The organism is Actinoalloteichus fjordicus (assembly GCF_001941625.1).
In the GTDB taxonomy this organism is placed as follows: Bacteria; Actinomycetota; Actinomycetes; order Mycobacteriales; family Pseudonocardiaceae; genus Actinoalloteichus_A; species Actinoalloteichus_A fjordicus.
Map to the genome: position 1 here is coordinate 4,398,069 of NZ_CP016076.1, position 20,462 is coordinate 4,418,530.

Below are 20,462 nucleotides of genomic sequence, written 5' to 3' on the forward strand. Positions count from 1 at the left end.
GGGAGAGAATCCGCTGCCCGTACCGACGAGTCAGGAGGAACAGGGTGTCGACGTCGACGATGCGTAGGCGGATTCCCGAACCGGGAAGCCTGCTGGAATCCCTCAACACGAGATGGCACGGTGCCGCGCTGGCGGCCTACGGCCTCGTGGTCCTCCTGCACTGGGTGGAGCACATCACGCAGGCCGCGCAGATCTATCTGTGGGACTGGCCGATACCGGAGGCAGGCGGCGCGTTAGGCCTGGTGTTTCCCTGGCTGGTGCAGTCCGAGCTGCTCCACTATGGATTCGCCTTGGTCATGATCGTCGCATTCTTCATGCTGCGACATGGTTTCACCGGGCGAGCACGCACGTGGTGGGCAATCGCACTCGGCATTCAGTTCTGGCATCACATCGAACATCTCCTGCTGCTGCTCCAGGCCTGGAGCGGCACCTACCTGCTCGGCAAGCCGGTTCCGACCAGCATGATCCAGCTGTTGATACCGAGGGTGGAGCTGCATCTGCTCTACAACGCCATCGTGTTCGCGCCGATGGTGGTGGCGATGGTGCTGCACCGACGGGCGACGGAGTCGGAGCGGTCGGCGATGCAGTGCAGCTGCGCCCATCCGCCCGCCGGACGAGACCGCACGTCGGCGGGGCGGACCTCGGCGTGACCGGCGCGCCGCTGCCTGCCGCAGCCGCACACCTGGCGGCAGCGGTCGGCGGACACGGCCACGGCGTCGGTGCGCAGACGCCCGCAGGCCAGCTGGGGCTGACCATCGCACTGCTGGCGACGACGATCGTCGCCGCGGCAGCGGCGCTGCTCCGGCCCGCCTCGCGGCTGGACCGACGAGGCACGACGGCGCTGGCCACGACGGCGGCGCTCGGCGGGATTCTCTCGCTGTTGTTCACCGATGCCTCGTGGATTCCCGACCCGATGGCGTTCCTCGTCCTGGTCTGCCTCGGCGCGCCGGTGTCCCTGGCCTTCTCCCGAACCCGGCCGGGGCTGCCCCGGCTCACGTCGGCCGCGCTGCTGGTCACGACCTCGGCAGCCGTGGCGGCCCATGCCGCAGGCCTGTTCGCCGCCGTCGACCCGCCCGATGCCACGACCGACACGGCGGTGCTCGCGGCGTTCGCCGCCGTCGCCTGGCTGGTGGTCTGCACGCCCACCGGCCGCAGGTCGGCGGCGCTCGTCCGAGTCACGGGCATCGTGGCGGCGATCGCGTTGCTCGCGGGGACGGCGCAGGTGGTCGTGCTCGGTCGGCTCGACGCTCCCCTGACCGGCGAGCCGCTGCTCGCCACCGCCTCGGTCGACGGCCGAGGAGTAGACCTGCTGATCGTGCCGCACCGACCGGGGCGGAACCTCGTGCACGTGGGGTCGGCCGACGTCTCGGTCGGGACGTCACCGTCCACGATGGTCCGTGCCACGGCGCGGCCGGGGGCGCCGGGCGGTTGGGCCCTGCTCGAACTCGGCGAGGGGCGGGACCGACTTCGCGTGCAGGTCGGCGAGCGAGTCGGGGCGGTGTCGATCGACCCGGGCGATCAGCAGTGGGACGGTGCCGACCTACGCGACCCCGATGCGCCGGAGTACGTGAGCGCAGTGCTCGGACAGGCGCTGATCGATCCCCGAGTCGAGGTGCCCTGGCCTGCATCTGCGTTGTCGACCCAGGACGCGGCGGTGCTACGCGGACTCACGGCCGCCCTGGCGGGTCGCGCAGTGAGCATCGTCTCCGACGACTCTCCCCGCGCCGAGGAGGCCGAGCGGGTCGTGCGCGAGCAGGCCGCCCGGCACGGGGTGGCGGTCCACGACGAACTCACGTCCTCGGTCACCGACGTCGTGGTCGTGGCGGGATGGGCTCGGGCCGCTGCGACGCTGCGGGCGATGGAGCCCGAACCGACCCGCCTGCGACACCTCGCCCCGTGGCTGGTGACCTGGGAGCTGCTCTCGACCGAGGTCGAGCAGATCTTCCCGCTCCGGTACCGGCCGGAGGACCCGGTGTTCCACCGCCATCTGCTGGCCCTGCCCCGTGACTTCCGCCCGGCCGCGCCCACCGCCGTCGGGTTGGATCGATGGCTCACCGCGGTCAGACATCCGGCCACGCCGACGAACGAGCGGTACCGGATGAGCGACACATCGGGTGTGCCCGGCCCCGATCAGCCGGGGTGGCTGCACCCGACCGTCGTGGCCGTCGTCTCCGACCCGGACCCGGACGCAGGCTCGGACTCGCAGCCCACGCCTCGGTAGGACCGCGATCGGTCGGCCTGCGGGTCGGGCCTGCCAGGCGGAGCGCCGTCCCGCCCGATCCGACGAGGTGGGGCCGCGCATCGTCGAAGGGCCCGGCCGGAGAATTGCGAATACGGCCATCGTGAATGGTCTCGGTGATATCGGACGATCGGCTTCGTCGGCACGCTGTTCGTTCAGCGCCTGAGATAATTCCGCAGCGGGATCCATCGAATTCCGAGGCGGCAGAGGTGCCGCTCACGAGGCCGGTACGACCGACTGTTCCGCCATGCTTGCCACGGCAAGGAGCATTCCCTATGGTGGAAATGCGCCCCCCGGGAAAGCGCTTACTGGAATCGTGACAGCACCCCGAACAAGGAGATTCCCGATCACCTCCGCGGCACCGACCGAGGTTCACCCAGACCCGAACATCGGCGGTGGACCGCGGACGTCCTGACATGCCTTCGTCCAGACCAGAGGGGTCCGTCGATCGCGCTCCGCACCGGATCGCGTAGGCGGGTGCCGGTTCTCGAAGGCTCGGACCGTGTTGACCGCCACCGGCGTCGACCAACACCAACGGCAGGGATGGAGTTCAACAGTGGGCAAGCGCAGATGGTGGGTCCCCGTGCTGACCGCGATGGCGGTCACGGCGACCCTGCCCGCGCCGGCGACGGCGACGGGCGTCAGCCCGACGTCGACCACCGCCGCCTCGACCGACGAAGCGATCACGGACCCGATTCCCGAGGACCCGATCCGGTCCCGGCTCGGTCTGGTCCTCGAGGAGTACGTGCAGCTCCCGGAGTCGGAGGCGACGCCGCCCGCGACCGACCCCCGACTGATCCGGCACAACCGGATCAACTTCATCGGCGAGGTGCCCGACGAGTCGGGACGAATGTACGTGCCCGATCTCAACGGGCCGCTCTACCTCGTCGACGATGCGGACCAGCACGTCTATCTGGACTTCGCCGAGCGATTCGAGCACTTCTTCTCGGGTCGCGGCATGGGCAGCGGCTTCGGCTTCGTCACCTTCCACCCCGAGTTCGCCGACAACGGCGTCTTCTACACGGTGCACAGCGAGAACGAGGAGGCGATCGAGAACGAGGAACCGACCTACCCGAACCAGCCGAACTCGGTCGTGCAGAGCGTCGTCACCGAGTGGACCGCCGACGATCCGACCTCGAACGAGTTCACCGGAACGCAGCGGGAGATCTTCCGCTTCGGCTTCGCCACCTATATCCACGCCGTTCAGCAGATCGATTTCAACACCACCGCGAAGCCGGGCGACGAGGACTACGGCCTGTTGTACCTCGCGGTCGGTGACGGCGGCCTCGGCGTGCGCTCCGACGTCGCGCAGGAGATGGACAATCCCGCAGGCAAGATCCTGCGCATCGACCCGGCGGGCACCGACGGCCCGAACGGACAGTACGGCATCCCCGCCGCCAACCCCTTCGTCGACACCGCCGACGCGCTCGGCGAGATCTACGCCATCGGGATGCGCGACCCGCACCGCTTCACCTGGGACCCCGAGGGCGACCACGCGATGTACCTCGGCCACATCGGCCAGCACGCCATCGAGGCGGTGTACGAGGTGCAGGCGGGCGACGACTTCGGCTGGAGCAGGCGCGAGGGGAACTACGAGTACCGCCGCGAGGACCAGTGCTACCTCTACCCGCTGCCCGAGAACGACGCGGAGTTCGGTTACGTCTATCCCGTGGCCGCCTACGACCACGATCCGCCCGCGAACTGGCCCTGTGACTCCGACAGCGGACACGCGATCTCCGGCGGTCAGGTGTATCGCGGAACGGACCTGCCCCGCCTGCGCGGCAAGTACATCTTCGGCGACCTGGTCGACGGCAAGGTCTTCTACACCGAGGTCGACGAGATGCGTCGCGGCGAGGAACGGGCACCCCTGCACGAGTTGCGGCTGTTCGACACCGACGGAAACCGGCTGCGGATGACCGACTTCGTCGGGGACGGCCGGGTGGACCTGCGCTTCGGCATCGACTCGAACCGCGACCTCTATCTGCTCGCCAAGTCCAACGGCACGATCTGGCGGGTCGTCGACACCAGGCAGGGCCCCGGTTCGGAGGTCACCGGCCGCGTCCAGCAGAACCTCGTGGCCCATTACGACTTCGAGTACCCCTTCGCGGTCGACGGCGCGCGGGAGAGCGACCTCGGCTCCTCGAACACCCTGCTGACGCTCATCAACGGCGGGGAAGACATGCGGGTGGCCGACGGTGCGTTCCCCGGCAGCAACAATGCGATCCAGGTCGGACAGATCGACCCGGAGAACGCGGGCAACGACGACTGGAAGGCCGGGATCTGGGACGACGGCCCCGAAGGCGTGGCGTCCTTCGACGCGTTCAACGGCACCGAGGGCGCGACGGTGATGGGCTGGTTCAAGATGACCGGCGAGAACCCCGCGCCGGACTCGAACACCACCGACCCGGACGACTACTACAACGCCGTCGGCCTGGCGGGCATTCTCAGCGGGACCTCCGACGGTCACGAGGTCCGGGCCCTGTTGGAGCTGATCGACGTGGACGGCGAACTGCGGCTGGTCGCCCTGGGCAGGCGCATCGACGGCGGGGCCTCGCAGACCTTCGCCGCCAGTCAGGACTGGCGTGAACTGCTCCCGCAGGACGAATGGGTGCATCTGGCGGCGACGTTCGACTACACCCGAGGCACGATGGCGCTCTATCGCAACGGAAAGCCGCTGCGCGGGTTCTACACGAATCCGGGCGATCCGTGGGAGGTCGACGGAACGGGCACCTCGGCAACCAATCCGCGCGGGCTCAAGATCGGCGGCAGCTTCCCGCAGAACGATCGGGAGCGCAATCCGTGCGACTGTCGGATGGACTCGCTGATGTTCCTGGACACGGCGGCGTCCGGCGCCACGATCGCCCAGCAGTATCGGCGTTTCCTGCACCACTGAGGCGATCGAGCCGAGAGACGCGGCCGGGGCGACGACGACCCGGCACGGTGTCCGTCGACACCGACCGGAGGGGTCCTGCCCACGCGGGGCCCCTCCGGCGTCCGGCGCGCAGGGCGCGCGTCCGGCCCTGATCGGCTCGAGTCCGACGTCGGAGCCCGCCGGAGAAGGGCCGGACCGGTACGGGCAGCCGGGGTCCCCGGCAGCGCGCGGGCGAGGCAGGGCCTACGCGTCGGCCTCCTTCTGGAACTCGACCACGACGATCGATCCCCTGCGCAGCAGCGTGCCCGGCCCTGGCTCCTGCGCGGTGACGACCCAGACGCCCGGCCAGGCCAGGACGGTCAGCGGCGGACCGTCGAGATCGGCGGCCGTGACCACCAGCCCGGCGTCGTGGCCGAGCGCGATCGCCATGGGCACGGTGCGACCGACGAGGCCGGGCACCTCGGCCCGCGTCGCGTCGGGGCGCGGCTGTGTCATGTACCACCTCCCAGGATGAGACTCCCGCGAATCGGCTGCCGTCGGCAGGGACCATCTCGGGTAATCCACGCCGCCGGTCGGCGCTGGGCGCCTCCGCCGCCCGGCAGGCCGGGGCCGCTGCGCGCGCCTGCCCGAGGTGGATCGAGGCGGGCAGGCGACGCCGGATGATCCCCGGCGGGCGACCTGCGGCGCCCCGCACGATGCCTGCCTGCGCGCTGGTGTCCGTCGGGCCGTGACGATACGGTGATCACGGTCTTCGACACTGCTCACACCCGCGCGAGTGCACGTCGTGCCTGCGAGCTTCGAACGAGAGGACAGGCCGTGACGCCGATGGCACCGCAGGGGTTCTCGGACCCGCAGACCGCGCTGATGTCGATCGGCGGAACGTCGTTCTACCAGCTGGTGCGGGAGCATGCCCCGCAGTCGCTGCCGCAGCATCAGGCCGCCTCGGTCGACGAGTCGTATCGACACGGCACGACCGTGCTCGCGCTGCACTATCGCGACGGCGTGATCATGGCGGGCGACCGCCGGGCCACGATGGGCAACCTCATCGCCCAGCGCGACCTGCGCAAGATCGAGCCCGCCGACAGCCACTCCGGCATCGCCTTCGCAGGCACGGTCGGCGTCGCCACGCGGATGGTGGCGTTGTTCCAGGTGGAACTCCAGCACTACGAGAAGATCGAAGGCGTCGCGCTGAGCCTGCCCGCCAAGGTCAACCGCATCTCGGTGATGATGCGCGGCAACCTGGCGCAGGCCATGCAGGGGCTCGCCGTGGTGCCGCTGTTCGCGGGCTGGGACCATCATGAGGCGGCGGGCCGGATCTTCACCTTCGACATCACCGGGTCCAGATCGGAGAAGAGCGACTTCGGCGGCGCGGGGTCGGGCAGCCAGTTCGCCCTCAGCTCGCTCAAGAAGCTGTACCGGCCGGGTCTGTCCCGCGACGAGGCGGCGCGCATCGCGGTGGAGTCGCTGGTGGACGCCGCCGACGACGACACGGCCACCGGCGGACCGGACGCGGCGGGCGGGCGCTATCCCGTCGTCGCCGCCATCACCGAGGACGGCTACGCGGAGATCCCCGAGGACGAGCTGATCGCCCTCGCCACGCCGTCGAGCGACTGATCCGAGGCTGCGTCGCGTTCGGCGACGCCGGGGCAGGCGGGACTCGCGGCCGCACGTGATCTCTTCGGCACGCGGCTTCCGGTGGTTCGGCGGTGCGGCCGAGCCGGGGATGTGGTCCCTCCGGTGTCCGGCTCGCCACCGTCGGCCGCCGCCTGCCGTGGTCACGTCGGCGGCCGCTGACGCTCCGACGTCGGCCGAAGTCGGGCGGCGGGACCGGCCCGCGCGACGCACACATCGCCGTGCCCGGCACCGTCGACTTCGCCGAGACTCCGCCGCCCCTCTTTCCGGTGAGTTCCCTTGACCTGAACCATTCTTGAGGTTGAATGCTGGCCGCATGAGTTCACCGAACGGATCTCCACACGACTACGAGGATCTGCCCGCCCTGCTGACCCTGATGACGGGAGACGAGAAGCACGACGCCAGCGCCACCTCGACGCTGGACGCCATCTGGGTGTTGTACGACCGGATTCTGCGGGTGGCACCCGATCGTCTCGACGATCCCGACCGCGATCGCTTCCTGCTGTCCAAGGGACACGGCCCGATGGCGTACTACGCGGTGCTGGCCGCGAAGGGCTTCCTCGCCGTCGACGACCTCCGCGGCTTCGGCGGCTTCGACTCGCCGCTGGGCTATCACCCGGATCGCACCCTGGTCCCCGGCGTCGAGATCAGCTCCGGATCGCTGGGCCACGGCATGGGGCTGGCCGTCGGCACGGCGCTCGGGCTGCGCATGACCGGACGGGCCCGGTGCGCCGTCGTCGTCCTCGTCGGTGACGCCGAGCTGGAGGAGGGCAGCAACGCGGAGGCGATCCAGGTCGCGGGTCGCCGGAACCTCGGCAACCTGACGGCGGTGGTCATCGACAACGCCTCCGCCTCGGCGGGCTGGCCGGGCGGGATCGCCGCTCGGTTCGCCGTCGAAGGCTGGTCGACACACGACGCCGACGGGCACGACCACGACGCGCTGGAGCGCGCCTTCGCCGCCGCACCCGGCGACCGACCGCACGTCGTCGTCGCCCACGTCGAGTCCAAGGAGTCCTGATGAGTGCCCAGGCCACGACCGCTGCCGACCCCGCCACGCCCACCGAGAATCAGCGGGAACGCTTCTCTCGGCTGCTCCCCCGACTGCTCGCCGAAGACGACCGGCTGGCGGCCGTGCTCGCCGAGATCGGCGTGAATTATCTGGCGGAGGCGCCGCCACCGATCGCCGACCGCATCGTCAACGTCGGAATCCGCGAGCAGCTGCTGATCGGGGTCGCGGGCGGGCTCGCGCTCGCGGGCATGCGGCCGATCGTGCACACCTTCCCGTCCTTCCTCATCGAACGTCCGTGGGAGCAGGTCAAGCTCGACCTCGGGCACCAAGACGTCGGTGCCGTGCTCGTCAGTGCGGGCGCCTCCTACGACTGGCCGAAGGGCGGCGAGACGCACTTCGGCCATCGCGACGTGGCCTTGCTCGACACGCTCGCAGGCTGGACCGTGCACGTGCCGGGCCACCCGGACGAGGCCGAGGCACTGCTGCGTGCGGCGCTGCCGGGCGACGATCGGATCTATCTGCGGCTGGCATCGGACGGCAACGCCCGGCCGCTCGGCGGCGCCGACGGGCGGCTGCGAGTGCTGCGGCGTGGCTCGCGAGCCACGGTGATCGCGGTGGGACCGCTTGCCGACCGCACCCTGGCGGCCACGGCAGGCCTGGACGTCACCGTCCTCTACGCGGCCACGGTCCGGCCCTTCGACGCCGAGACGCTGCGCGCGACACTCGACACTCCCGACGTCGTGATCATCGAGCCCTATCTGCGCGGCACATCCTCCGCAGTGGTCGCCGAGGCGCTGCGCGGCGTGCGGCACCGGGTCCTGGGGCTCGGCGTCGGCCGGGACGAGCTGCGCCGGTATGGGACCCCGGCCGAGCACGACGCGGTGCATGGGATCGACGAAGCAGGGCTGCGCCGGGCCGTCACCGCGTTCGTGACCGAGCTGGACTGATCGGAAGGGACGCAGCGGCACGGGCAGACCGGGCTGACTGATCGGGCCTGCCGGTCGGCTGCCGGTCATGGCGGCGGCCCCGGCGGACGGCCCGGCCAGCGGCGAGATCGACGTGGTCGTGGACAAGGTGCGGCGACGGTCGCGCGCTGGGCTGATCCGCGGGCGTACTCCCACGGATCAGCTGAACCATGGCGCCGACGACAACGGCGTCCCGCGCCGGATCTCGCCCCAGGACACCGAACGCCGAGCGGGCTCCGGTCGGAGTGCCCGCGTCCGCGCGCCTGGACGCCGATCGACGCCCCTCTCCTGCTGCCAGGCGAGGGTGACCGACGCCGTGCGCAGGACCTCGGCGCGGGCCGATCCGTAGCAGGCCGGCGCGACGCACGATGCCGCGCCTGGTGAACGAGGACGTCGCGAGCCGCCCGGCTACGCCGAGGTCACGTCTGATGCAGCCTGCCGGTCGACAGCGTCGGCAGGCTCAGTCGTGCGCCGCACCGGTCACGGGAGTCAGCCGGATCACCGACAGCGGACGACGCAGCTTCTTCGCATACTGCCGGTAGAGGTCCCGATTGACTCGATTGACGATCTCCCACAGCCGCGGATGGTCGGGGTGGTCCGGCGAGCACTCCTCGGCGGTGACCGCCGTCCGCCGCCGCGCCACCTGGATCTCCGATCGCCGTGCGGCCCGCAGGTTGTGGAGCCAGGCCGGGGCGCGCTCGGACCCCCAGTTGGAGGCCACCACGAGGTGGTCCTCGCCGTCCTTCGCGTACACCAGGCACGCCGTGCGGGGCATTCCGCTGCGACGTCCCGTGGTGGTCAGCAGCAGGGTCGGCCGGGTCAGCAGCCGGTGGCCCAGCCGACCGTCCGTGCGTTGATAGACCGTCTGATGCGCCGAGGTGATCCACTGCAGGACTCGTTGTGCATTCACACATCAACGCTAGCCCGCCCCGGTCTGCTCGCGCGCCGGGCATCCGAGGCAGCGCCGACGCAACCACGCCGCCGTCAGTGATCGCGAAGTGCCGCCGACTCACCCCGCCGCCGTCACACCGGGATCACCCGCTCCGGACCCGCCGAACCGGCGCTGCCGACGGGTGTAGGCCTGCACCGCACGCCACAGATCGCGGCGGTCGAAGTCCGGCCACAGCGTCTGTTCGAAGATCAATTCGGCGTAGGCCGCCTGCCATAACAGGAAGTTGCTGATGCGCTGCTCGCCTCCGGTGCGCACCAACAGGTCGATCTCCGACATGTCCGGCTGGTACAGGTAGCCCGCGAGATCCTCCTCCTGGAGTGCAACGGGCTCGACGCGCCCCGTCGCGACGTCGACGGCCAACAGCCGGACCGCGTCGAGCAGCTCGGCGCGACTGCCGTAGTCGAAGCAGACCGCGACGGTCAGCAGCTCGTTGTCTCGGGTGAGGTACTCGGCGGCCTCGAGTTCGGTGCGAATTCCGGCGGCAGCGCGGGTACGACGGCCCGACCAGAGCACCCGGATGCCCTGCTCATGCCATCGTCGGAGGTTGGACCGCAGCACCTCGTGCAACAACAGCATGATCCCGTCGACCTCGGCGGCGGGCCGTCCCCAGTTCTCCGTGGAGAACGCATACAGGCTGAGCTGCGCAAGGCCGACCTCCAGCGCCCCGTCGACGACGTCGATCATCGCTCGCGATCCGCTGCGATGCCCCCGGGTGCGGGCCGCGCCCAGCCCTGCGGCCCAGCGTCCGTTGCCGTCCATGATGATCGCGACGTGTCGCGGCAGCCGGTGTGGCGGAATCCTCGGCGCCCGTGCTCCGGAGGAATGGGCAGGCGGCGGCAGGTGCCGCCCTGGGCCGGGCGCAGGCACGGCGGGCAGGCTCACGGGGTGTCCTCCTTACGCAGGGGGCCCCGCGGCGGGACGGTCCAGCCGTCATGCACCGGCGCGAGGTGACGAGGCCTGGCTCCGCGTGCGCTGTCGCGGCCGAGCAGCGGGAATCGACCGCTGTCCGCGCGGACCCGGCCTCCGCCGAACAGGAGGTGGGGCAAGGCGAGCCGCGCGAGCCTCGGGCGACTCACCGCGGCCCGGTCACGCAGCACTCGGGACCCCATTCGCTCCACGAGGTCGAGGTACTCGACATGGATCTCCATCGCGGCCAGGGCGAACGAGCGATAGTGAACCGGCAGGAGACTGACGAGCCCGACCGATTCACGATGCAGGCTGCGCGCACGCCACACCTGCTGCCGGACCAGCGCATCCAGCGCACGGCTCGGTATCCCTCGCCGCAGGGTCGCCCGGTCGACGCCCACCCGGTTCATGTCCTCCACGGCCACGTACACCCGGCCCTGGGGCAGATCCTCCGGATAGTCGCAGAAGATGTCGATGAGGTGATGCACCTCCCCAGTCAGCAGGGCCAGCCGTTCCAGTTCGGGATCGGGTCTGCCCATCAGGCGGGTGCCCGCGACGGCGGCCGTCCCGCAGACACCGCGCAGGAAACGGCGGAGGTCCTCGAAGGTCGGGAACTCGGTGGTACCCGTCAGATCCGCGCGGGTCGCCTCCAGGAACCGGAGGAACAACTCGGGCCGCAGATCGTGGACTCGGCTGGTGTTGATCAGCGCACGGCGCAGCGGATGACGGCTCTCGCCCCGTCTGAGCTCGTCCATCGAGGCGGCGGACCAGCGTCGAAAGGCACGCTCGCGCACGCGGAGCTCGCCGACGTCGGCGACCCGATCGCTGGCGGCGACGAAGGCCACCAGGGCGTGCGCGTGCGGCCGGATCGACGGCGGCAGCAGCAGTCGGGTTGCCAGGTAGGTCGGGCGGTGCGTCGCATGAACCCGCCGACACAACGCATAGGACTCGCGGAGTGCCGGATCGACGCTCCTCACAGGTGCCATGTGCACCGCCATCGTCGGTGACCTCACAGAGTTCGGGGATGACCGAGCCGGGCTCTCGTGGTCACGTCAGAGCGGGCGACGAACACCAGGCAGGCCGGGGCGCCCGCCGGTGGGCCCGGTACGGCGGGCTGGAAGGGAGCAGCGCAGGAGAGGGGGCAGGGCGACGACCGGGTCGGAGGACGGGCAGAGATCAGCCGGGGCACCGAAGGACCCGCCCGCCGACCCGCACCCACTGTCGGGACGTCGAGAGGGACCCGGGGAGGAACCCCCGGCGGAACCCCGAGAAGGACACCGTGCCATCGGCCCGACGGCACGGGCAGGTGGCCGATCACCTGGTACGACACGAGAACTCGGCCGGGTCCGAGTCCGAACGACCGGTTGCCGTACCGGCCCCACAAGACCAAGTTAACGAGGCACTCCCCCACCTGCCATCACACGATCGATCATGATTCGGTGCCGTCGGGGTGATGGTCGACCGGGTGCCGAGGAATCGCGATCTGCGGCAGAGCGATGCGGGATGCGATCGGCCGCGTTCGTCCACAACGGACGGCGCCGAGGAACCGTGATCGACCCGCGCTCGACGCAGATCCCGGACCCCTCCTGCACAGCCCGATTCCTTGACTTCCCCGCCGAAGCGTGGCTAATTTCGGTCCCGTCCTTAAAGGCCGTCGGCGCGCAGCCGTCGTCACACAAGGGAGAGCCAGCCATGCCGATCCCCTCACGCCCAGGAGCCCTCGGCGTGCCCCGGCGCCCGCGCCGCACGGCCGCCGCCTTCGCGGCGATCCTCGCGCTGTCCGCCACGGCAGCCGTCTCGGCGCAGCCCGCGCTGGCCGTCCCCGATCCGGCGACGGCAGGCCCGACACGGTCCGCACCGACGCCGGGCGACGATCGTGCACCGTCGGTCCCCGCCGTGTCCGCCGATGCCGCGGAGGTGGTCTCGCTCGGCACGCCGATGCTGGCCACCACCACGATCGGCGGAGCCGTCGGCATCGCGGCGGACGGCACGCCGGAGATCTACACGGTGTCCAGCCGCGATGACAACATGGGCGTGTTCTCCGTGCTGCACGGGGACACCGGAGCGGTCAAGCACAGCATCGACCTCGGCCGGGGCGCGCACTCCTACGGCGTGGCGGTGGCGCCCGACGGCGGGGTCTGGATCGCGACCACCAGCGCGGGCAGGCTGCTGCGCTGGGAGCCCGGCTCCGACGAACTGGACGACCACGGCAGACTCTTCCCCTCCGAGAGCCACCTCTACAAGCTGGCGTTCGACGAGGCGGGCGTCGTCTACGGCGGCACCTACCCCAACGGCAAGGCCTTCCGCTACGACCCGGCCACCGCCGAGCTGCGCGACTACGGGACCGTCGCCGAGGGACAGAGTTATGTCCGCAGCGTCGGCCTGTACGGCGACACGTTGTTCACCGGCACGCAGCCGCACGCGCACCTGGTGGCGATCGACGTCGTCAGCGGGGACCGCGAGGAGGTCGCGCTGCCCGAGGGCACCGATCTCGATCAGGTCGTCTACGACGTCAACGTGGTCGGCGACCTGCTCTTCGTCCGCGTCACCAAGACCGGGCTCAACGGCACCCTGCTGGTCCGCGACCTGACCAGCGGGGAATGGCTGGCGCAGTTCCCCGGCGTCAGCGGTCTGGACGTCACGCCCGCCGCCGAGGACGGGCGGGTGTACTTCTCCCAGGACGGCGTGCTCACCGGCTATGACATCGCCACCGGCGAGGCCGCCCCGACCGAGCTGGTCTTCCCCTACACCGCGCAGCTCCGCTCGCTCGGACTCGGCGAGCTGGCCGACCCCGAGTTCCCCGGCCAGTCCGTGATCGGCCTGCTGCTCACCGGCGAGGTCTTCTGGTTCAACCCGACCACCGGCGCCCATCGGCTCTTCGCCTCCGACATCGAGCTGAACCCGGTCCGGATGCGGTCGCTGGCCGAGGGACCGGACGGCTCGGTACTCACCGGCGGCACCGGGACCGGCGCCTTCGCCATGGTCGACGCCGAGACGGGCGAGGTGCTGGAGTCGGAGCGCTTCTCCGAGGTCATGGGCATGCTCACCACCGACGACGGGGTGTACCTCGGCGCCTACCCACGAGGCCGCGTCTACGAATGGGACCGCGACCAGCCCTGGGAGTGGGCCAACATCGACGACGGCGGGAAGATCAACCCCGCCGAGGTCCTCAACGGCGACGACTCCTTCGGCGATCGGACCTTCGCACTCGTCGAGGCGGGCGAGGACACCATCGCGATCGGCACGGTGAACAAGAGCGGCTATCTCGGCGGCTCCCTGGTGCTGCAAGACACCGCCGCCGGCCTGAGCGAGGTGCACTCCGACCTGGTGACCGACCAGAGCGTGATGGCACTGGCCTATCGCGACGGCGTGCTCTACCTCGGCACCTCCGTCTACGGCGGGTACGGCGCGGTGGAGACCGAGACCGACGCGCGACTGCTGGCCTGGGACGTGGCAAGCGGCGAGAAGCTGTGGGAGACGGTTCCGGTGTCCGCCGAGCGCACCGTGTCCGACCTGACCTTCGACGACGACGGCAGGCTGTGGGGCGTCACCGCCGGGCTGGTGTTCCAGGTGGACCCGACCGACGGGACGCTGCTCGGCTCGCAGCGACACGCCGAGTACTCCTGGCCGGTCGACGGCGGCTACGCCTTGGCCGACCTGGACTTCAACGCCGTCGACGGCAGTCTCTACGCCTCGATGCCCGGCGTGGGACTGGCCAGGATCGACGCGGCGGACGGGAGTCTGGAAGTCCTGAGCGATCGGGACGTCTACCGGATGTTCGTGCACTCCAACGGTGACGTCTTCGCCAACGACGGGGCGGAACTGCTGCGGTACCGGCCGAGCTGACCGGTCGACGCGGGCCGGGCGGCGCCGGAGCGACGGGGATGCCCCGCCTCGAACGGCGTCCTGCGCGCTCTCGCCCCGGCGGCGGACGCGGGACGCCGGGACGCCGGGACGCCCTCCGCCGCAGACCGCGCCCGGGTGCCGGGCGGCCGACTCGCCCGGCCGCCCGGGCCTAGTCGGCCGCTCGGCTCCGAGCCGGGAGCACATCGAGACAGGCCGACACGGCGTGTCGTTCGTGCGGCGGCAGTGGTGGGCCGAACGGATCGTGCGCGGCGTGCTCGGAGAGGAGACCCTCATGGACCGCCGCCCAGAACATGCGCTGTACGTATCCCTCGATGGGCGAGCGGAACGTCACGGCGGCGAACCGGTCCAACGCGGCCGAATCCCGCTGGAAGGCCGCATGCGCACCGTCGTTCCAGGACCGCAGCACCGAGGCGGTCAGGTCCAGCCGCGCGGCGGCGATGCCCGCCAGGGCCGTGTCGGCGCCCCACATCAGCGACGGCCCGAACATTCGGTCCTCGCCGGTGATCGCGAGCCGGTCGTGCCGCCGGATCTCGCCGATGGCGTCCTGGCAGGCCATCGCCCGGTCCAGGGTGGCCAGCTTCACGCCCGCGACGGCGGGCAGCGCCGACAGTTCGGCGAGCAGCGACGGCGGATACTCGTAGCCGCCTGCCTCGCCGTGCAGGTAGAACCCGATCACGGGCCGGTCGACGGCCTCGGCGACGCGCTCGTGCAGCCGCAGCACCTCGGCGTCCCGGTGGACCGATCCCCGCAGGGCGGACGGGGGGTAGACCATCACCGCGTCGGCGCCGTGTTCGGCGGCGTCCACCGCCATCCGCACGGTCTCGTCCGCCGAGGTGCCGGTGCCCTCGGCGGGCACTCCGACGCCCGCGACGATCGGCAGGGCCGTCGCCTGGCGGAAGGTGTCCAGCACCCGCAGCCGGTCGGGGCGGGCCAAGCGCAGACCGCGCCCGGTGTGCGCCCAGACGGCGACGCCGCCCAGGATGTCGGCGTCGCCGAGGCCGCAGGCGTCCCCTTCTCCTCGCGAGGCTCCCTCGGCATCGGGCTCGCCGTGCTCGCCGCCGTCCACATCGGACTGATCGCGCGCCGCCGGGCTCAGCCCTCCGCCGCCGTCCGCGCCGGAACCGCCGAGGGCAGCCGCATCCGAGCTGCGCGGCCCCCCTGCGCCTGCTCCGGCGTCGCGGACCACGCCGTCGGACGGCGCACCCCGGCCCGCCGGGCGCGTGCGCATCTCCGACGCCCGCTGCGGCGCCGCGCCGCAGGCTGCGCCGCCTCGGCCGTCCCCGAGGAGCCGGGTCGCATAGCGCTCCAGCTCGGCGAGATCGACCCGGCCGTCGGCGGACATCGGGGTCAGCACGGCGGGCAGCAGGCGATGACGCAACGCCGTGATCAGGGCCTCGGTCGCAGGCAGCGGCCGCGCTTGCCGTGGCATCGTCGAGCTCCGCAGGGTCGACGGGGTCTGCTGTGTCGCCATCTGGACTCTCTACCAGAGCCCGACGGATTCTCAGAGGGTCAGTTCGTAGACGACCAGCGGTCGGCCCGGTCCGCTGATCCGCCTGCCGCTCGGCACCGCGATGCCCGCCCGCTCCAACTGCTTGACCAGTCGCCGAGCGCTGCGTTCGTGGATGCCGAAGGCTTCGGCGACGTCGTGTGCGGTGACCTCGGCCCGTTCAGTGCGCTCGAGGAGATCGCGGATGACCAGCAGCGTCCGCGTGCTCACCCCCGCCCGACCGGCGAGCTGCCGCAGATCTGCGGCCGGTTCGACGAGAGCGGGTCCCGCCTCCTGGGCGTACAGCATTCTGGGCGCCTCGTTGGGCAGGACGAGGGAGGCGGCGACGGGGCCCGCATCGACGGCCTTGCCCAGCGCGGTGCGGGCCGCCGACTCGGCGGCCATCGCCGACCGTCCGATACCGATGCCCACGTGCACGCGGGTGGCGTGCTCGGCCAGCTCCGCGAGCACCGGCAGCCGGGTGAACCGGTGTGTCACCGTCCACAGCGGGCCTCGGGTGGTGACGAAGGCCGACCGTCCCTCGCCCAGCTGGAATCGGCTGGCACCGAGGCGGCTGAACAGCCCGGTCAGCGGCGCGTCGTCGCCGTCGATCTCGGCGAGGCCGACGGCGACCTGTGCGTCCGAGTAGCGGTGACTCTGGGTCTTGAGGACCAGCGACGCGACCGCCTCGCGGGTGTCCCGCTGCGAGGGGACCATCCGCACCGTCGGGTGTTCGGAGCGCAGCGCCGTGAAGGCCGAGCCCAGGCAGGTGAGGATCACCGTGTCCGGGCCGAGCCGCTCGACGGCCCTGCGGTGGAAGGCCACCACGTCCTGACCGGTCTGGCCGAAGCGATACTCCAGGATCTCCGTCGCCGTCGTCTCCAGGCCCGCGGCGGCCAGGGTCTCGCGAACCTCGGCGGCTTCCAGGGTGTCGACGCTCAACGCCCGGATCTCCCGGCCGTCGCGCAGCAGCCGGATGACGTCGCTGAGCAGCGTCACGCCGCTGTAGGAGACGTGCTCGGCCGGATGTCCGACGACATCGGCGGCCTCGGCGACGGTGTGGGGCACCACACCGGTGAACAGCCAGGCGTCGACCTCGTCGTGATGCTCGGCGACCAGCCGCACGGCGTCGTCCTCATGCTGGTAGGCGATCCGCACCACGCGATTTCGTCGGCCGTCCTCCGCGACGTCCGCGATCGGATCGACCAGGTCGCCCGGCCCGACCACCCCGATGGTCAGTCCACCCACGACGCCCCCTCGCCCTCGATCACGTCGGGAGATTCTACGGCCTGCCGACGGTCACTCGACCGGCGCGCGATCGACACGAACGGCGGACGTCTGCCAGGCACGTCGACTCGGCTCGGCCCGGCCGCTCCGGCCCGGTCTCGTTCGGCTCCGCCGCCTTCGACTGACCGTCGTTCGGCGCAGGCTCGGCCGATTCCACCTCGTACCCGGCCCCGCCGCCTCGGCAGGGTCTCACCCCACTCACCGGAGGTCATCGATGAGAAGATCCCGATTCTGGCGAGGACTGCTCGCCACCGCACTGGCCACGGCGCTCGCCGCGCTCACGCTCGCGCCCTCGGCCGTCGCCCAGTCCGGTGCCCCGGCGGGGATGCACCGGTTCGTGGTGGCGATCGGCGGCCTGGACGTCGGATCGCGACAGAACTGGGTCCGGCTGGGCAACTACTCGCTCACTGCGGCAGGCGAGGTGTTCGAGTCGCACTTCCACTGGAGTCAGCGCAATCGCGTGCGGCGGACCGGAACCGGCGTGCGCGGCGTGGACTGCGTGGCGCGGGCGTGCGAGGTGCACACCGCCAACGGCTTCCAGGCCTCCTCGCCGCCTCAGCGGCTGGAGGGCACCTACACGGTGACCGGTTCGGTGCTGCGCATCACCTGGGTCGGCGCGGGGTGGGAGGAGTGGACGGTGAGCGAGCCGATCGACGGCAGGCTGGCCGCGCTGGGCTTCCGAGGCAGCTCGTTCGGCGCGACGCACGGCTACGGGTACGGCAGCAACGCGGCGTGGAGTGACCGCGCCTCGATGGCGGAGATCGCCGCCTACGACCACACCGCGCTCGATCACGACTACCACCTCTGGAAGACCGATGCGGGAACGCCCTACCTCGACGAGGGATCGGGCAGCCCGTTCTGGATGCGGGACTGGCAGCGGTGTGACAGCGCGCGCTGCCTGGGCGGGCGGACGCCGGCCACCGAGTACTACCTGGCCACCGCCAACCCGACCGCGACGGATCGGCGGGACACCCTCTGGCACTGGCGGACCGCATTGGCCGACGGCCGAGGGGAGCACTGCTACACCGGCAATTCGCACGTCAAGCCGATGATGCAGATCATCGACAGCGACGGCGGATTCCACGGCTGGGTCGCGGTGGAGGCCTCGCTGAACGAGACGGTCCCGGATCAGGGCACCTCGGCGGACGACATCGGGGTGTTCCAGATCAGCGCCTTCTAAGAGCCTGTCTTTGATCCTCCTCCGTCGTGAGCGGGGATCGGCGTGGATGAGGTGCACGGCGGGGGAGGGAGCCATAACGGAGTTATGGTGACCGACGACAACGCCGCTGATCGCCACGCCTGCCCCGCGCAACAGGAAGCGGGGATTAAAGACAGGCTCTAGGGCCGCCGTTCGGCCGACGTGATCGACACGTCGGCCGGTGTTCACGAGAGGCGCGCACGGACCGGGCGACCCTGTTCCGGGTGTCCGGTCCGTTCGCCCCGCCGGGCCGAGGCGGCGGCCCGGTCGCGCTGCCGGTGATCGCCGCCGCCGCGCGTCGCACCGGGTCACAGCCGAAAGAGACGTCGAGCGTTGCCGCCGAGGACCGCCGCGAGCTCGTCGGCGGGCAGCCGCGCGGCCTCGACGGCACCGAGAGCCGAGGCGGGATCGGTGAGGGTGGCGTCGGTGCCGAACAACAGCCGGTCGACGCCGATCCGATCCCGCACCCAGCGCACTCGACCGCCGGGCGCGCGCGACAGGCTGGGCTCGAACCACAGCCGGTCGCACCGCGCGGCGGCCTCCGGGACGAGCCGCCAGGCCGGGCCGCCCATGTGCCCGGCGATCGCCCGTAGCCCCGGCAGTTCCGCGACCACTCCGGCCAGGTCGAGCAGGTCCTCGCCCCAGGTGTGCACCAGCACGGGGACGTCGTGCTCCGCGACCAGTTCCAGCGCCGCCCGCATCTCGGGCGCCGCGATGGGGACGTGCGCCAGCGGCGGATGGATCTTGACGCCGACGAAGCCCGCCCCGAGCAGGTCACGCAGGTCGCGACGGGCCGAGGCGAGGCGTCGCGGGTCGATGACGACCATGCCGCGCAGCCGAGGCTCGCGGGGCAGCAGGCCTGCCAGTGCCCGATTTCCGGCCACGGCGTCGTAGAAGATCGCCTCGGTGTGGGAGACCAGCTGGCAGTCGATGCCGTGCCGGTCCAGCACCGCGCTGGTGACGGCGAGGTCGCCCACCTCGCAGTCGAAGGGCTGGTCGCCGACGTGGGCGTGCACGTCGACGATCACCGCGCGCCGCCGGGTTCCGAGGCAGGCACGGGCTTGGCGGCCTGCTGCACGGGCGGGTTTGACCGGCCGAGCTGGGGCAGGGGCGGCGCGGGCCGGTTCGGCGGGCCGTAGTCCGTTGCGGACCGTCGCTGCTCGGACGACGGGCCCGCGCCCTCGGATGCCACGCCCACCGAGGCCGCACCCGACGAGGCCTCGCCCGTGCCGAGTGCGGCTCCCGGCGTCGCGGGCAGGCCGAACAGTCGCGCCGCGTTGCCCGCGCCGATCAGCGCCGCCTCGGCCCTGGACAGCCCGGATCGTCGCAGCCGCAACGCCACCGGCTCGGCGTCGAAGACCGGGCTCGCGGTACCAAAGAGCAGGCGGTCGGCCCCCACCGTCGCGGCGAGGCGCTCCAGGGAGTCCGGGCCGACGAGTTGGCGGGTGCTCGCATGGAAGCCGGGTTCGTCCTCGCAGAGCAGTCGGAGGTCGCCGAGGTGGTAGGCGTGCGCGTCGAGCAGCACCACCCGGGCATCGAGCCCCGCGAAGGGCGGCCAGACCACCCGGAGATCGCCCTCGACCAGCGCGATGAGGCCTCGGGCGGCGAGTTCACGGGCGATTCGGCGCAGGCCGGGCGCGGTCGGCGGCGTGTGCTGGGCATCCGGCAGCAGACGGAAGGCGCGGACCCCGACGGCGGCGAGACGCTCGATCTCGGCGAGGGACGCGTAAGGATCACGCAGGTCGAGCGTGCCCGCCGCGACCAGGCTCGGCTGCTCGCGCGCTGCGGCCAGCGCCTCGTCGTTCCCGGCGCGCAGTTGCAGGGTCGCGGCGCGCAGCGAGCACACGAGCCCGCCGATCGCGCCGAGGTCGGCGAGCCGCGCGAGAAGCGAGGCCGGGCTGGACTCCGTCGCGCTGCTCGGATGTCGGCCCAGCAGCAGGTCGCAGTCGAACAACGCGGGCCCGTCGCCCTGCCCGCCCTCGGACACCGTTGCGGTCACGACCGGAAAATAGCAGCCGCGCGGACCGCATCATTCGGGGCCGCCCGGCC

Annotated in this window: 16 protein-coding genes; 8 read left to right on the forward strand and 8 right to left on the reverse strand. The window is 71.5% G+C overall.

The features are described from left to right. Window positions 1–44: 44 nt before the first annotated feature. From UA74_RS18725 to UA74_RS18735, 3 genes are all read left to right on the forward strand, one after another. Window positions 45–650, forward strand: coding sequence for a hypothetical protein (locus UA74_RS18725; RefSeq protein ID WP_075741426.1), 606 nt, complete (start codon window positions 45–47; stop codon window positions 648–650). Continuing rightward, a complete protein-coding gene (locus UA74_RS18730) occupies window positions 647–2,221 on the forward strand; it encodes a DUF6239 family natural product biosynthesis protein (protein WP_157434295.1) in 1,575 nt (524 codons plus the stop codon). The genes UA74_RS18725 and UA74_RS18730 overlap by 4 nt, the downstream gene beginning before the upstream one ends. Before the next feature lie 574 nt (window positions 2,222–2,795). Then, window positions 2,796–5,132: a PQQ-dependent sugar dehydrogenase gene (locus UA74_RS18735; protein ID WP_232237324.1), complete on the forward strand. Its 2,337-nt coding sequence runs from the start codon at window positions 2,796–2,798 to the stop codon at window positions 5,130–5,132. Between the two features lie 222 nt (window positions 5,133–5,354). On the opposite strand, the gene UA74_RS18740 is transcribed toward UA74_RS18735, so the two are convergent. Beyond that, window positions 5,355–5,606, reverse strand: a complete 252-nt coding sequence (locus UA74_RS18740) for a PASTA domain-containing protein (protein ID WP_075741428.1) — start codon at window positions 5,604–5,606, stop codon at window positions 5,355–5,357. A 330-nt stretch (window positions 5,607–5,936) separates the two neighbouring features. On the opposite strand from UA74_RS18740, the gene prcB reads away from it, so the two are divergent. The 3 genes from prcB (at window position 5,937) to UA74_RS18755 (ending at window position 8,699) form a co-directional block, all read left to right on the forward strand. Further along, complete coding sequence (gene prcB / locus UA74_RS18745; protein ID WP_075743969.1) at window positions 5,937–6,725, forward strand: proteasome subunit beta; 789 nt, start codon at window positions 5,937–5,939, stop codon at window positions 6,723–6,725. A gap of 334 nt (window positions 6,726–7,059) precedes the next feature. Then, window positions 7,060–7,761, forward strand: coding sequence for a thiamine pyrophosphate-dependent enzyme (locus UA74_RS18750; protein WP_075765017.1), 702 nt, complete (start codon window positions 7,060–7,062; stop codon window positions 7,759–7,761). Continuing rightward, window positions 7,761–8,699, forward strand: a complete 939-nt coding sequence (locus tag UA74_RS18755; RefSeq protein ID WP_075741430.1) for a transketolase family protein — start codon at window positions 7,761–7,763, stop codon at window positions 8,697–8,699. The genes UA74_RS18750 and UA74_RS18755 overlap by 1 nt, the downstream gene beginning before the upstream one ends. A 478-nt stretch (window positions 8,700–9,177) precedes the next feature. Here UA74_RS18755 and UA74_RS18765 read toward each other — a convergent pair whose 3' ends face one another. The 3 genes from UA74_RS18765 to UA74_RS18775 all read right to left on the reverse strand — a co-directional run bounded on the left by UA74_RS18765 (window position 9,178) and on the right by UA74_RS18775 (window position 11,561). Then, window positions 9,178–9,627, reverse strand: a complete 450-nt coding sequence (locus UA74_RS18765; RefSeq protein ID WP_075741432.1) for a nitroreductase/quinone reductase family protein — start codon at window positions 9,625–9,627, stop codon at window positions 9,178–9,180. Window positions 9,628–9,726: 99 nt separating this feature from the next. Continuing rightward, complete coding sequence (gene uppS / locus UA74_RS18770) at window positions 9,727–10,551, reverse strand: polyprenyl diphosphate synthase (RefSeq protein WP_232237325.1); 825 nt, start codon at window positions 10,549–10,551, stop codon at window positions 9,727–9,729. Then, the gene (locus UA74_RS18775; RefSeq protein ID WP_198042775.1) at window positions 10,548–11,561 is read right to left on the reverse strand and encodes a phytoene/squalene synthase family protein; all 1,014 of its coding nucleotides are present in this window, start codon (window positions 11,559–11,561) and stop codon (window positions 10,548–10,550) included. Before UA74_RS18775 ends, uppS begins: the two co-directional genes overlap by 4 nt. Before the next feature lie 706 nt (window positions 11,562–12,267). Here UA74_RS18775 and UA74_RS18780 point away from each other — a divergent pair. Then, a complete protein-coding gene (locus UA74_RS18780) occupies window positions 12,268–14,421 on the forward strand; it encodes an outer membrane protein assembly factor BamB family protein (RefSeq protein WP_157434296.1) in 2,154 nt (717 codons plus the stop codon). 169 nt (window positions 14,422–14,590) lie between these two features. Here the strand turns inward: UA74_RS18780 and UA74_RS18785 are convergent, their stop codons facing one another. Both UA74_RS18785 and UA74_RS18790 read right to left on the reverse strand, forming a co-directional pair. Continuing rightward, window positions 14,591–15,871, reverse strand: coding sequence for a dihydrodipicolinate synthase family protein (locus UA74_RS18785; protein WP_075741435.1), 1,281 nt, complete (start codon window positions 15,869–15,871; stop codon window positions 14,591–14,593). A 72-nt stretch (window positions 15,872–15,943) separates the two neighbouring features. Then, window positions 15,944–17,176, reverse strand: coding sequence for a helix-turn-helix domain-containing protein (locus UA74_RS18790; RefSeq protein WP_083683340.1), 1,233 nt, complete (start codon window positions 17,174–17,176; stop codon window positions 15,944–15,946). 253 nt (window positions 17,177–17,429) lie between these two features. On the opposite strand from UA74_RS18790, the gene UA74_RS18800 reads away from it, so the two are divergent. Next, window positions 17,430–18,395, forward strand: coding sequence for a hypothetical protein (locus UA74_RS18800; RefSeq protein WP_075741437.1), 966 nt, complete (start codon window positions 17,430–17,432; stop codon window positions 18,393–18,395). Between the two features lie 326 nt (window positions 18,396–18,721). Here the strand turns inward: UA74_RS18800 and UA74_RS18805 are convergent, their stop codons facing one another. Next, on the reverse strand, window positions 18,722–19,441 hold the full coding sequence (locus UA74_RS18805; protein ID WP_075741438.1) for an amidohydrolase family protein: 720 nt from the start codon (window positions 19,439–19,441) through the stop codon (window positions 18,722–18,724). Beyond that, entirely contained in the window at window positions 19,438–20,412 is a 975-nt protein-coding gene (locus UA74_RS18810; RefSeq protein ID WP_075741439.1) for an amidohydrolase family protein, read from the reverse strand. Before UA74_RS18810 ends, UA74_RS18805 begins: the two co-directional genes overlap by 4 nt. Window positions 20,413–20,462 lie beyond the last annotated feature (50 nt).